General features: G+C 68.6%; 14 protein-coding genes. 8 read left to right on the top strand and 6 right to left on the bottom strand.

Going from position 1 to position 11678, the window contains the following annotated elements:
• Window positions 1–132: 132 nt before the first annotated feature.
• On the top strand, window positions 133–1053 hold the full coding sequence (locus CFB50_RS06610; RefSeq protein WP_089445310.1) for a pyridoxal-phosphate dependent enzyme: 921 nt from the start codon (window positions 133–135) through the stop codon (window positions 1051–1053).
• 188 nt (window positions 1054–1241) lie between these two features.
• The gene (locus CFB50_RS06615; protein WP_089445311.1) at window positions 1242–1481 is read left to right on the top strand and encodes a hypothetical protein; all 240 of its coding nucleotides are present in this window, start codon (window positions 1242–1244) and stop codon (window positions 1479–1481) included.
• 65 nt (window positions 1482–1546) lie between these two features.
• Here the strand turns inward: CFB50_RS06615 and CFB50_RS06620 are convergent, their stop codons facing one another.
• Window positions 1547–2629, bottom strand: coding sequence for a DUF2242 domain-containing protein (locus tag CFB50_RS06620; protein WP_089446046.1), 1083 nt, complete (start codon window positions 2627–2629; stop codon window positions 1547–1549).
• Between the two features lie 115 nt (window positions 2630–2744).
• A complete protein-coding gene (locus CFB50_RS06625; RefSeq protein WP_089445312.1) occupies window positions 2745–3638 on the bottom strand; it encodes a LysR family transcriptional regulator in 894 nt (297 codons plus the stop codon).
• 108 nt (window positions 3639–3746) lie between these two features.
• Here CFB50_RS06625 and CFB50_RS06630 point away from each other — a divergent pair, with 108 nt between their 5' ends.
• Window positions 3747–4502, top strand: a complete 756-nt coding sequence (locus CFB50_RS06630) for a TerC family protein (protein WP_089446047.1) — start codon at window positions 3747–3749, stop codon at window positions 4500–4502.
• Between the two features lie 93 nt (window positions 4503–4595).
• The gene (locus CFB50_RS06635; RefSeq protein ID WP_089445313.1) at window positions 4596–4931 is read left to right on the top strand and encodes a TFIIB-type zinc ribbon-containing protein; all 336 of its coding nucleotides are present in this window, start codon (window positions 4596–4598) and stop codon (window positions 4929–4931) included.
• An 88-nt stretch (window positions 4932–5019) separates the two neighbouring features.
• Here the strand turns inward: CFB50_RS06635 and CFB50_RS06640 are convergent, their stop codons facing one another.
• Window positions 5020–5430 (bottom strand): Hsp20/alpha crystallin family protein, encoded by a 411-nt coding sequence (locus CFB50_RS06640; protein ID WP_043182225.1) that lies wholly within the window; start codon window positions 5428–5430, stop codon window positions 5020–5022.
• Window positions 5431–5446: 16 nt separating this feature from the next.
• Window positions 5447–5887, bottom strand: a complete 441-nt coding sequence (locus CFB50_RS06645; RefSeq protein WP_089445314.1) for an Hsp20/alpha crystallin family protein — start codon at window positions 5885–5887, stop codon at window positions 5447–5449.
• Between the two features lie 247 nt (window positions 5888–6134).
• Here CFB50_RS06645 and CFB50_RS06650 point away from each other — a divergent pair, with 247 nt between their 5' ends.
• Window positions 6135–7052, top strand: a complete 918-nt coding sequence (locus CFB50_RS06650; protein ID WP_089445315.1) for a 3-hydroxyacyl-CoA dehydrogenase NAD-binding domain-containing protein — start codon at window positions 6135–6137, stop codon at window positions 7050–7052.
• Window positions 7053–7086: 34 nt separating this feature from the next.
• Here the strand turns inward: CFB50_RS06650 and CFB50_RS06655 are convergent, their stop codons facing one another.
• Both CFB50_RS06655 and CFB50_RS06660 read right to left on the bottom strand, forming a co-directional pair.
• Entirely contained in the window at window positions 7087–7368 is a 282-nt protein-coding gene (locus CFB50_RS06655) for a DUF4148 domain-containing protein (RefSeq protein WP_089445316.1), read from the bottom strand.
• A 167-nt stretch (window positions 7369–7535) separates the two neighbouring features.
• A complete protein-coding gene (locus CFB50_RS06660; protein ID WP_027787899.1) occupies window positions 7536–8384 on the bottom strand; it encodes a LysR substrate-binding domain-containing protein in 849 nt (282 codons plus the stop codon).
• Between the two features lie 330 nt (window positions 8385–8714).
• On the opposite strand from CFB50_RS06660, the gene madL reads away from it, so the two are divergent.
• The 3 genes from madL (at window position 8715) to mdcA (ending at window position 11670) form a co-directional block, all read left to right on the top strand.
• On the top strand, window positions 8715–9110 hold the full coding sequence (madL, locus tag CFB50_RS06665; RefSeq protein ID WP_006485307.1) for a malonate transporter subunit MadL: 396 nt from the start codon (window positions 8715–8717) through the stop codon (window positions 9108–9110).
• A gap of 11 nt (window positions 9111–9121) precedes the next feature.
• On the top strand, window positions 9122–9889 hold the full coding sequence (gene madM, locus CFB50_RS06670) for a malonate transporter subunit MadM (protein ID WP_027808885.1): 768 nt from the start codon (window positions 9122–9124) through the stop codon (window positions 9887–9889).
• A 134-nt stretch (window positions 9890–10023) separates the two neighbouring features.
• Window positions 10024–11670 carry a malonate decarboxylase subunit alpha gene (gene mdcA / locus CFB50_RS06675; RefSeq protein ID WP_089445317.1) on the top strand — a complete coding sequence of 549 codons (1647 nt, stop codon included), beginning with the start codon at window positions 10024–10026 and terminating at the stop codon, window positions 11668–11670.
• Window positions 11671–11678 lie beyond the last annotated feature (8 nt).

Below are 11678 nucleotides of genomic sequence, written 5' to 3' on the forward strand. Positions count from 1 at the left end.
ATACCTGTGGAGCATAGCAAACGCCATTCGATGGTATTGGAAAGCATGAGGGGCGTGCCGTACGATGACCGTCATTCCCCGCTCGCCATTGCGCGTCGCGAGCATTCTCTCCGTTCCCATTGGTCCCGCCCCATGCCGCTGCATATCCCGACCCCTTATATCCGCTCGCCAATCGCATCCCGCCGGCTCGGCAGGACCATCCGGCTGAAGCTCGAGGCGCTGCAGCCGTCGGGCTCGTTCAAGCTGCGTGGTATCGGCGCCGTCTGCGAAGCGCGACATGCGGCCGGCGCGCGGCGGTTCGTGTCGTCGTCGGGCGGCAACGCGGGCATCGCGGTCGCGTATTGCGGCCGCGAACTCGGCGTGCCGGTGCTCGTCGTCGTACCGGAGAGCGCGTCGGCCCGCGCACGCGAGCTGATCCGTGTCGAGGGCGCAGAGCTCGTCGTGCACGGTGCGAGCTGGGTCGAGGCGAATGCGTTCGCGCAGTCGGTGCTCGGCGAGCATGATGCGTTCGTCCATCCGTTCGACGATCGCGTGCTGTGGCAGGGCCACGCGACGATGATCGACGAGATGGCAGCGGCCGGCCCGAAGCCCGACGCGGTCGTGCTCGCGGTGGGCGGGGGCGGCCTGCTGTGCGGCGTGCTCGAAGGGCTGGCGCGCAACGGCTGGCACGACGTGCCGGTGGTCGCGGTCGAAACGGAAGGCGCCGACTGCTATGCTCGCTCGCTCGCGCAGGGGCAGGTGGTCGAATTGCCGGCGATCACGAGCATCGCGACGTCGCTCGGGGCGAAGCGGCCGTGCGAGGCGGCGGTCGAATGGGCCGCGCGACACGAGATTCACCCGGTCGTCGTGTCCGATGCCGAGGCGGTGGGCGCGTCACTGCGATTCCTCGACGCGCACCGGATCGTCGTCGAGCCCGCGTGCGGTGCCGCGCTGGCCGCGCTCGAGCGGCCGGTGCCCGTGCTCGCCTCGGCGAAGGATATCGCCGTGATCGTCTGCGGCGGCGTGACGGCGACCGTCGAGCAGATGCAGACGCTGCGCGCGACGTTGCGGTAGGTGGGGCGGCCGGCACTAGCCGGTTTGTCGTGGGACGGCTGGATGGTGGTCGACGACGGATATCTTTGCGATCGTCTGCGGCGGCGTGACGGCGACCGTCGAGCAGATGCAGACGCTGCGCGCGACGTTGCGGTAGGTGGTGCGGCCGGCGTTGGCCGGTTTGTCGTGGGACGGCCGGATGGTGGTCGATGACGGATATCTTTGCGATCGCCAGCGATGACGCGACGGCGACCGTCGAGCCGACGCAGACGCTGCGTGCGACGTTGCAGAAGGCGGGGCGGCCGGCACTAGCCGGCCTGTCGGATGACGGCCAGGCGGCCGTCGATCCCGGCGAACGTCGGCATCGGCCGCGTGTGCCCGTCGCGCAGCATCGAAGCTACGTCAGCGACACGACGAGCAGGCCGCCGGCGGCGCAGAAATTCCTGTGACGAATGAGGGAGCGTATCGTCGCGCGTTGCCGGATGTGGTCGGGCGCGACGATACGGATGGCCGGTCAGTGTGCGGCCGGTGCGCTCGCGCCGGACGGTGCGGACGAGGCGACGGGGTTGGCGGCGGCAGGCGCGGGCGATGGGCTCGAGGGCGCCGATGCCGATACGGGGGCCGAGGCGGTGGATGCAGGCGCCGGCGCGACCGGTGCCGGTGTTGCAGCGGCCGGTGCCGAAACGGCGGGCGTCGATGCTGCTGCAGGTGACGATGCCGGGCCGGACGCGGGAGCCGAAGCCGGCGTGGATGCCGATCCGGCCGCCGGTGCGTGCGTCGACGACGCGGCCGATGCAGGCGTCGCACCCGACGCCGCCACCGGCGCGGCAGCCCGCATCGCCGCCGGCGCAACCACGGCCGACGCGGCGGCCGGCACGGCATTCGCCCCCGACTCGGGCGCGACCGCCGGCAACGAAAGCGGCACCGGCGCCGCGGGCGGCGTCGGCACGACCGGGGTCGTCATCTTCATCGGCTCGCCTTGCGGCGTCGGCGCGGGTTCGGGCAGCGGCGTGACGGGTTCCTTCTCGGCGGCCTTGACGGTCGCGCGATCGCGGCGGGCCGGGTCGATCTTCAGGAAATGCTCGACGAGATTGAAGAAGCGCTCATAGAACACGCCGGCGGGAATCGTCTCGCTGGCGGTCTTGACGAGCGCATCGTCGCTCGACCCGATCGGCAACGATAGCGAGCCGAACACGCTCAAGCCCACGCTGGCCGACGTATTCGACTTCTTCAGCGTGTAGCGATCCTGCACCGCGTTCACGTACGCGATGCTCGACGAGCCGTCCGCGTTCGCGTCCGCACACACGACGTGAAACTCGATCACGACGTGCATGTCGTTGTTCGGCTGGAAATTCTTGCTGCCGTCGACCGCATCGTTGCGCGACGACGACACCACATAGCCCTGGCTCAGCAGCGCGCGCCGCGCGGCCTCGCAGGCCGCGTCGGATTTCGAGTGGAACGTATGCGCGTACGGGCTGCTGGTCGCGTCGAACTGTTCCTGCTGGTAGATCGGCTTGGGCGGCGACGAGCACGCCGCCAGCACGGTCGCGGCCGCGAGCGCGCACGAAACGGAAAACAGGCGAAATCGGTTGTGCATGGCGTCTTTCAGAAGGCTTGGCGAGAGGTCGCGCAACGGCGGTGCCTGGATGAAGCGCGCGGCAATCTCGTAAGGCCGGGGCGTCATTATAGTTTCCTTTGATGTCGCGCTCGCTTCAGGCGGCCGGTGCGCCGCGTGCGGCGGCCAGCAATCGCGACGTCAGCGGATGGTGTTCGCCGCGCCGGGAGCGGATCGCGTGGATCTCCTCGGTCACGTCGCCCGCGCGTCCTAGCCGGCGCAATCCGCGCAGCAGCGACGCATCGTTCGCGCCGAGTTCGCTCAGCGGGAACACGCCAAGGCCGCGCGCCGCGAACACGGCCATCAGCGCGCTGTCCTCGAATTCCCCCGCCACGCGCGGCACGATCCGTTCACTCTCCAGCCACTGGTCGAGGCGCGCGCGCAGCGCCGAATGCGCGGTCGGCAACAGCACGGGCAGGTCGGCGAGGCACTGCGGAAAGTGCTGCCGCGCGGCCGGCGTGACGAGCGCCGCGGGGCCATACCAGTCGACCGGCGACGCGACGAGCCGCTCGCTCGTCACGCGCAGGTTCGAGCCGGACGGCGCGCCCTGGCCGGCCAGCACCAGATCGAGATGATGCAGCGCCAGCTCCGCGAGCAGCGCATCGTGCTCGCCTTCGTGGCACAGCAGCCGCAGCGTGGGGGTATCCAGCACGGGTGCAAGGATCGCGTGCGCGGCGAGCTTGGAGATGCCGTCCGCGAGGCCGACCGCGAGCCGCACGGTCGGCTGGCTGGCCGCCGCGCGCACTTCGTCGGGGATCAGCCGCCCCATCTCGAAGATCGCCTCCGCGCGCGCAAACGCGGCCTGGCCGGCGTCGGTCATCGTGACGCCGCGCCCGGCCGGGCGCAATAACTGGTGCCCGAGCGCTTTTTCGAGGTCGCGCACCTGCGCGCTGATGGTCTGCACGGCCATGTCGAGCCGCGCGGCCGCGCGCGCGAAGCCGCCTTCCTTCACGACGACCCAAAAATAGTACAGATGTCGGAAATTGAGCATCGGATCGTAATTTCGGAAAAACCGAACCAAAAATCAGATTCTCTCTGATTTTTTCGAAATTCGGGGCGGCCTATGATCTGGCTTTCCACTTTCGTATCGGCCCATTTCATGGACTACCTGCTGACACTTGCCGCCGACCCCGCCGTCTGGGCGGCGCTCCTGACGCTCGTCGTGATGGAAGTCGTGCTTGGCATCGACAACCTGATCTTCATCTCGATCCTCAGCAACAAGCTGCCCGAAGCGCAGCGCGCCCGCACGCAGCGCCTCGGCATCGCGCTCGCGCTGGTGATGCGCCTCGCGCTGCTCGGCAGCGTCGCGTGGATCGCGAGCCTCACCGAACCCGTGTTCACGCTGTTCGATCACGCGTTCTCGTGGCGCGACCTGATCATGCTGTCGGGCGGCCTGTTCCTCGTGTGGAAGGCGACCACCGAGATCCATCACCACGTGTCGCGCGACGGTGAAGGCGCGGGCGGTTCGGGCGGTGCGGTCGGCCTGACGATGTGGGCCGCGATCGGCCAGATCGTGATGCTCGACATCGTGTTCTCGATCGACAGCATCGTGACCGCGATCGGCATGACCGAGCACGTGCCGATCATGTTCGTCGCGGTGATCGTCGCCGTCGCCGTGATGCTGTTCGCCGCGCAGCCGCTCGCACGCTTCATCGACCGCAACCCGACCATCGTGATGCTCGCGCTGTCGTTCCTGGTCGTGATCGGCATGACGCTGATCGCCGAAGGTTTCGGTTCGCATGTGCCGAAGGGCTATATCTACGCGGCAATGGCGTTCTCGGCTTTCGTCGAAGGCATGAACATGCTGGCGCGGCGCGCGAAGGCGAAGCGCTCGCCATCGACGGATGGCCACTGAGCCAGCGCGCGTGACACGGCTGCCGCTGCGGTGGCCGGCGTCACGCGCCTCTTATGGAATCCAGACGAAATTCGCACGGAAAGGAGAAGCGCGATGAAATGCCCAGTCTGCAAGACGCCCGACCTGCTGATGGCCGAGCGCCAGTCGATCGAGATCGACTACTGTCCGACCTGCCGCGGTGTGTGGCTCGATCGCGGCGAACTCGACAAGCTGATCGCACGCGAGACCGGCGATGCGCCGGTGCGTCGCGACGCGGTGCCCGTGCGGCACGATGCGCAAGCACCGCGCGGCCACGACGGCGGGTGGGGGCGCGACGCTCGCGCGCACGATAGCCGTGACGGACACGACGGCCGCTCATACGACGATCGCTACAAGCACGATGGTCAACGTCGCAAGAAATCGGTGTTCGACCTGTTCGACTTCGACTGATTGCGCTGCACGTCGTAAAAAAAGCCCCGCCGGGCGCTTACCCGGCGGGGCTTTTTCATGCGTGCGGGATGACCGCCCGCGTGGGGGCTTACGCGTTGCCGGCCGTCACGTCGATGCGGCGCGGACGCGTTTCCTCGCGGCGCGGAATCGTCAGCGTCAGCACGCCGTCGCGCAGGTTCGCGTCGATCCTCGACGTGTCGAGATCCGGGCTCAGCACGAAACTGCGCGCATAGCGCGTCGCGCGGATTTCGGCGTGCCGCACGCGCAGGTCGGCCGGTGTGTCGAGATGCGTGTCGGCTTCGATCGTCAGCGTGTTGTCGTGCACCTTCACGTCGAGGTTCTCGCGCGGCACGCCGGGCAGGTCGGCCCGCAGCGTGACGCCGAGATGATTCTCGACGATGTCGACGGCCGGCGTGATCGCGGGCCGGCGGGCCGCTTCGGCGGCAGCGGGGTGGACGGTGTTCGTCTGACGCTCGGCCAGGGTCGGGTTCGCATTCATGTCGGTATCCTGAGTATTATTGAATGGTGATCGCACGCGGCTTCGATGCCTCGCGCCGGCCGACGCGGATCAGCAGGCAGCCGTTTTCGTAGCGGGCGCTGACCTGGTCGGGATCCGCATCCCGCGGCAGCTCGACGACACGGCGGAATGCACCGTGAAAGCGTTCCTGTGCATAGGTGCGCAGATCGTCGCCTTCGCCGCGCGGCGCAGGCTTGCGCTCGCCGCTGATCGTCAGCAGGTCCTTGTCGATCGAGACGTCGAAGTCGGCCGCGGCCATGCCGGGTGCGAATGCGACGATCTCGATGGCGCCGTCGGTGGCACCGACGTTGAGCGCGGGAAAGGCGCCGGGCCGTACCGCGCGGATGCCGGTCGGACGATCGCCGAGCAGGTTGGCCACTTGCCGCTGCACGCGGGCGAATTCGTCGAACAGGTCGCTACCGAAATGGATACCGCTCATGTTGGTCCTCCTGAACAGGGAACGCGGGAGACGTGACGGCGCGGCGCCTGCGGCGGGCGCGTCGTGGATGCTCCACTGGATCGAAACGGGAGCAGTGCGCTGCATGTTGCACTGCCCGACGACGCGTAATTAGTGGCAGCCGAAACGCATTTCAAGAGGGAATCTGCAATCTGCGTCAATGCAGGCCCGCGCGATTCGATGCGACAATCGCCGCGATCTGTTTGCAGACCAACGACACGGGACAATCATGGACATTCGACGCATCGCGATCGTCGGCGCCGGCGTGATCGGCGCGAGCTGGGCCGCCTTCTATCTGACGCAGGGCTTCGACGTCGTCGCGACCGATCCGGCGCCGCAAGCCGACACGCGGTTGCGCGACGCGCTGGCCGCGTTTCTCGGCGAAAGGGCCGCCGAACTTTCCGCGCGGCTGTCGTTCGACGCCGATCTCGTGCGTGCGCTCGACGGCGTCGACTTCGTGCAGGAGAACGGCCCGGAGCGGCTCGACCTGAAGCGCGCGTTGTACCGGCAGATGGACGACGTGCTGCCCGCGCACGTGCCGATCGCGTCGAGTTCGTCGGGCCTGAAGATGTCGGACATCCAGACCGCGTGCGACAAGCATCCGGAGCGTTGCCTGATCGCGCATCCGTTCAATCCGCCGCACCTGATTCCGCTCGTCGAGCTGGTCGGCGGCGATGCCACCAGCCAGGACATGATCGCGCGCGTGAAGGATTTCTACGATGCGCTCGGCAAGCAGACGATCGTCCTCAACAAGGAGATGACCGGCCACGTCGCGAACCGGCTCGCGGCCGCGCTGTTCCGCGAGGTGTATCACCTCGTCGGCGAAGGCGTCGTGAGCGTGGCCGATGCGGACAAGGCCGTCGCATGGGGGCCCGGCCTGCGGTGGGGGCTGATGGGGCAGTGCCTGACCTATCACCTCGGCGGCGGCGCGGGCGGGATCGCGCATTTTCTCGAACACCTGTCGGGGCCGATCACGAGCTGGTGGGACGATCTCGGCACGCCGTCATTCGATCCGGACGTCGATCGCAAGCTGAACGACGAATTGCGCGCGATCCAGGGCGAGCGCTCGATGCAGGAACTCGCGGCCGAACGCGACCGCCTGCTCGTCGAGCTGATCGACGCGCGGCGCCGCAGCTTCCTGCCGTGATCCTGATGGCGTTGCGCCGGCGCGGCGGCGCCGGTCATTGCTGCGACGTCGCCTGGCTGGCGGGCGGCGTGTGGGCCAGCCACGCCGGGCTCACGGCCTGCACGAGTTCGCGGTTGCGCGAACGTGTCGCGGCGTCCGGCGGGTAGTTGCCGTCGTTGGTCGGCAGTTCGCCGTCGAGATAGGCCTGCTTGAGCTGGTCGATGACTTCCGCGCGTGTCAGGCCCTGTTGTGCCGGGGCCGAAGCGTCGGTCTGGGCAAAGGCGGGGGACAGCAGGGCGGCGGCGGCGGTCGCGACGGCGAATCGCATGACATTCATGGCGTGCTCCGATCAAGGGGACGGGACACCGGATGCGCGCGGCGGCTGGCCGTGCGTTCCGATGGGTCCCATTGTCGCGAGCGGGCGCTGCGTGGACGATGACGCGTTCCGGGCAAAGCTGTCAGGTGCGGGTGCGATCTCCCCTGCGTAGGTCGCTCCCGATGCGGTTACAACTCCGACGCCGCCGTGATCAGCGTCGCTTCGAGTGCGAGCGTCGAACGCGACGCAGCCGCCGGCCGGTCGATCACGTATTCGAGTTCGCCGAGTTCGGGCAGCCCGGCGTCGAGCCGCGCGAGCCCGGCCGGGATCACGTAGCCGGCGAACGCGCTGACGCCGAGCCCCGCGCTCGCGGCGGCGCGCAACACCGCGACGCTGCTGCTCACGACCGCGATCCGGTACGGCCGCCCGACGGCCTCGAGCGATTCGAGCACGCGGCGGCGCGACACGCTCGGCTCCGGATGCATCGCGAGCGGCAGTACGGCCTCGTGGCCGGTGATCCGCGAATCGGGGCCCGTGCACCAGTACAGCGGTTCGCTGCGGATCACGCGGCCGCGCCGGCTGCCGGCGATGCGCTTCGCGAACACGAGATCGTGCCGCCCCTCGTCGAGCGCGTCGAACAGGTCGCCCGACAGCCCGGTCGAGATCGCGAGCTCGACTTCCGGATTGCGCTGCACGAAGCTCGCGAGCGCGGCCGTCAGGTGCGCCGACGCGAAATCCTCCGACATCGCGAGCCGCACCTTGCCCGACAGCGGCGGCCCGCACACCGACGTGACAGCCTCGTCCATCAGTTCGAGAATCCGCACCGCGTAGCGGAACAGCGCGTCGCCGTGCTGCGACAGGTGCACGTTGCGCGTGTCGCGTTCGAACAGCGGCCGGTCGAGCAGCTCCTCGAGGCGGCGGATATGCTGGCTGACGGTCGACTGCGACAGGCTCACGCGCTCGGATGCGGCGGTGAAGCTGCCGGACTGGGCGACGGCGACGAAGCTGCGCAGCAGCTCGGGCGGTAACGGGCGCATTGCTAAATCCACTGAATCGGTTTCGACAACTTCATAAATGGCCGCATTGTGCGGCGCTAGTATCGGATCACGCGCCAGTGCGGCCTCCACCAATGGGGGGGAACTGGACGCGTAGCCCGTGTCGCGCCGCCGATGGCATCGGTCAGTCTAAGCCATCCGGCGTCCGGCCCGAAACCGCATCATCCCATCGACCCCGAGAACGCGCTCGCACGACGAGCCGCCGGGCCGCGGCGCCCCGCCGCAGGAGACAGACAGTCCGCCCGGGATCGGCGTGCGGGCCTGGCTCCCGCACGTGTCAGGCGCCCGTCACGAAGAGACTGGAGACGACTCATGATCATCTACGGAACCGCGCTGCTGGCGTTCTGCCACCTGGCCGGACTGTTCCTTGGCGACCTGCTCGGCAGCGCGATCGGCGTGAAGACCAACGTCGGCGGCGTCGGCATCGCGATGCTGCTGCTGATCTGCCTGCGGCTCTGGCTGCACCGCCGCGGCTGGCTGCCGAAGGAGACCGAGGCCGGCGTCGGTTTCTGGGGCGCGATGTACATCCCGGTCGTCGTCGCGATGGCCGCGAACCAGAACGTCGTCGCCGCGCTCAAGGGCGGCCCCGTCGCGCTGCTGGCCGCCGTCGGCGCGGTCGCGATCTGCGCATGCTGCATCGCGGTACTCGCGCGCACGGGGCGCGACGACACGGCCTTCGCGGGCGTGCCGCAATTCGAAGAACAGTGAAGGAGGCCGCCATGCTGCAGATGCTCGAAAAAACCGTCGCCCACAACGGGCTCGTCGCGTCGTTCGCGCTGGTCGGCCTGATCATGTGGCTGTCGTCGATCGCGTCGCGCAAGCTCACGTTCGGCCGCGTGCACGGCTCCGCGATCGCGATCGTGATCGGTCTCGTGCTGGCCTATGTCGGCGGCGCATTCACCGGCGGCGAGAAGGGGCTGGCCGACGTCAAGCTGTTCGCCGGCATCGGCCTGATGGGCGGCGCGATGCTGCGCGATTTCGCGATCGTCGCGACCGCGTTCGAAGTGCAGCCGACCGAGGCGCGCAAGGCCGGGCTCGTCGGCGTCGTGTCGCTGCTGCTCGGCACCGTGCTGCCGTTCATCGTCGGCGCGTGCGTCGCTCGCGCGTTCGGCTATACCGATGCGGTCAGCATGACGACGATCGGCGCGGGCGCCGTCACCTACATCGTCGGCCCCGTCACGGGCGCGGCGATCGGCGCGAGTTCCGACGTGATCGCGCTCAGCATCGCGACGGGGCTCGTGAAGGCGATCATCGTGATGGTCGGCACGCCGGTCGCGGCCAACTTCATGGGCCTGAAGACGCCACGCTCCGCGATGATCTTCGGCGGCCTGGCCGGCACCGTCAGCGGCGTGAGCGCGGGGCTCGCTGCGACCGACCGCCGGCTCGTCCCGTACGGCGCGCTGGTTGCGACGTTCCACACGGGCGTCGGCTGCCTGCTCGGGCCGTCGCTGCTGTTCTTCACGACGCGCGCGCTGGTCGGCGCATAGGCCCGACCGATGGGCGGCTCGTGCGCGGGCCACATCCATCGCCGCGTCCTCTGAGTCGCATTCGTCAACATCATCAATCGGCGGCGGCGCCAGGCTTAGAATGCCGCTGAACCATCGAAGCGGGAGAACTGTTCATGACGGGATGGAATCACGCGCGGCAGGCGCGCGATGCACGCCTCGCGGCCGGCGCGGCTTACGCGCAGGGCAAGCGGGTCGATGCGCGCGACACCGTGGCGTTGCTCGAAGCGGTGCTGCGGCCCGGCGACCGCGTCTGCCTCGAAGGCGACAACCAGAAGCAGGCCGACCTGCTCGCGACGGCGCTCGCCGACGTCGACAGCGCGAAGGTGCACGACCTGCACATGGTGCAGTCGGGCGTCGTGCTGCCCGAGCATCTCGACGTGTTCGAGCGCGGCATCGCGAAGCGTCTCGACTTCGCGTATTCGGGCCCGCAGTCGCAGCGGATCGCGAAGCTGCTGTTCGGCGGCAAGATCGCGCTCGGCGCGGTGCACACCTATCTCGAGTTGTTCGCACGCTACTTCATCGACCTCACGCCGCAGGTCGCGCTGATCGCCGCGGTCAGCGCGGATCGCGACGGCAACCTGTACACCGGCCCGAACACCGAAGATACGCCGACCGTCGTCGAGGCCACCGCGTTCAAGGACGGCATCGTGATCGCGCAGGTCGACCGCATCGTCGACAAGGTGCCGCGCGTCGACATCCCGGGCGACCGCGTGCATTTCGTCGTCGAGGCCGGCCGGCCGTTCTACGTCGAGCCGCTGTTCACGCGCGATCCGGCGGCGATCACCGAAACGCAGATCCTCACCGCGATGCTCGCGATCAAGGGCATCTACGCGCCGTACGGCATCAAGCGCCTGAACCACGGGATCGGCTTCAACACGGCCGCGATCGAGCTGCTGCTGCCGACCTACGGCGAGAAGCTCGGGCTGAAGGGCAAGGTGTGCTCGCACTGGGCGCTCAATCCGCATCCGACGCTGATTCCCGCGATCGAGTCGGGCTGGGTCGAGCAGATCCACTGCTTCGGCTCGGAAGTCGGGATGGACGACTACATCCGCGCGCGCTCCGACATCTGGTTCACGGGCCCCGACGGGTCGCTGCGCTCGAACCGCGCGTTCTGCCAGACCGCCGGCCTGTATGCGTGCGACATGTTCATCGGCTCGACGCTGCAGATCGACCTGTCCGGCCATTCGTCGACGGTCACGGCCGAGCGCATCGCCGGTTTCGGCGGCGCGCCGAACATGGGCAGCGACGCGCGCGGCCGGCGCCATCCGAGCGAGCCGTGGCTGAAGGCCGGCGCGGAAGCCGATCCCGACACGCCGGCGGCGCTCAGGCGCGGCCGCAAGCTCGTCGTGCAGATCGGCGAGACGTTCGGTGACAAGAACGTGCCGATGTTCGTCGAGAAGCTCGACGCGCTGAAGCTCGCCGACAAGCTGCAGCTCGACCTCGCGCCGATCATGGTCTATGGCGACGACGTCACGCACATCGTCACCGAGGAAGGGATCGCGAACCTGCTGATGTGCCGCGACAAGGACGAACGCGAGCACGCGATCCGCGGCGTCGCCGGCTATACGGAAGTCGGCCGCGGCCGCGACCGGAAGATGGTCGAGCGGCTGCGCGAGCGCGGCGTGATCCGTCGCCCGGAGGATCTCGGCATCGATCCGCTCGACGCCGATCGCCGCTGGCTCGCCGCGCGTTCGATCAAGGATCTCGTGCACTGGTCGGGCGGCCTCTATGCGCCGCCGGCCCGGTTCCGCAACTGGTAAGGACAAGG

Origin of the sequence: Burkholderia sp. AU33423 (assembly GCF_002223135.1) — a bacterium.
Lineage (GTDB): Bacteria > Pseudomonadota > Gammaproteobacteria > Burkholderiales > Burkholderiaceae > Burkholderia > Burkholderia lata_D.

Coding starts and splice junctions, on each gene's coding strand:
- madL (WP_006485307.1), top strand. CDS start 8,715: ATGATCATCTACGGAACCGCGCTGCTGGCGTTCTGCCACCTGGCCGGA.
- CFB50_RS06660 (WP_027787899.1), bottom strand. CDS start 8,384: ATGCGCCCGTTACCGCCCGAGCTGCTGCGCAGCTTCGTCGCCGTCGCC.
- CFB50_RS06645 (WP_089445314.1), bottom strand. CDS start 5,887: ATGAGCGGTATCCATTTCGGTAGCGACCTGTTCGACGAATTCGCCCGC.
- CFB50_RS06610 (WP_089445310.1), top strand. CDS start 133: ATGCCGCTGCATATCCCGACCCCTTATATCCGCTCGCCAATCGCATCC.
- CFB50_RS06620 (WP_089446046.1), bottom strand. CDS start 2,629: ATGCACAACCGATTTCGCCTGTTTTCCGTTTCGTGCGCGCTCGCGGCC.
- CFB50_RS06655 (WP_089445316.1), bottom strand. CDS start 7,368: ATGAATGTCATGCGATTCGCCGTCGCGACCGCCGCCGCCGCCCTGCTG.
- CFB50_RS06650 (WP_089445315.1), top strand. CDS start 6,135: ATGGACATTCGACGCATCGCGATCGTCGGCGCCGGCGTGATCGGCGCG.
- CFB50_RS06630 (WP_089446047.1), top strand. CDS start 3,747: ATGGACTACCTGCTGACACTTGCCGCCGACCCCGCCGTCTGGGCGGCG.
- CFB50_RS06615 (WP_089445311.1), top strand. CDS start 1,242: ATGACGGATATCTTTGCGATCGCCAGCGATGACGCGACGGCGACCGTC.
- madM (WP_027808885.1), top strand. CDS start 9,122: ATGCTGCAGATGCTCGAAAAAACCGTCGCCCACAACGGGCTCGTCGCG.
- CFB50_RS06625 (WP_089445312.1), bottom strand. CDS start 3,638: ATGCTCAATTTCCGACATCTGTACTATTTTTGGGTCGTCGTGAAGGAA.
- CFB50_RS06640 (WP_043182225.1), bottom strand. CDS start 5,430: ATGAATGCGAACCCGACCCTGGCCGAGCGTCAGACGAACACCGTCCAC.
- mdcA (WP_089445317.1), top strand. CDS start 10,024: ATGACGGGATGGAATCACGCGCGGCAGGCGCGCGATGCACGCCTCGCG.
- CFB50_RS06635 (WP_089445313.1), top strand. CDS start 4,596: ATGAAATGCCCAGTCTGCAAGACGCCCGACCTGCTGATGGCCGAGCGC.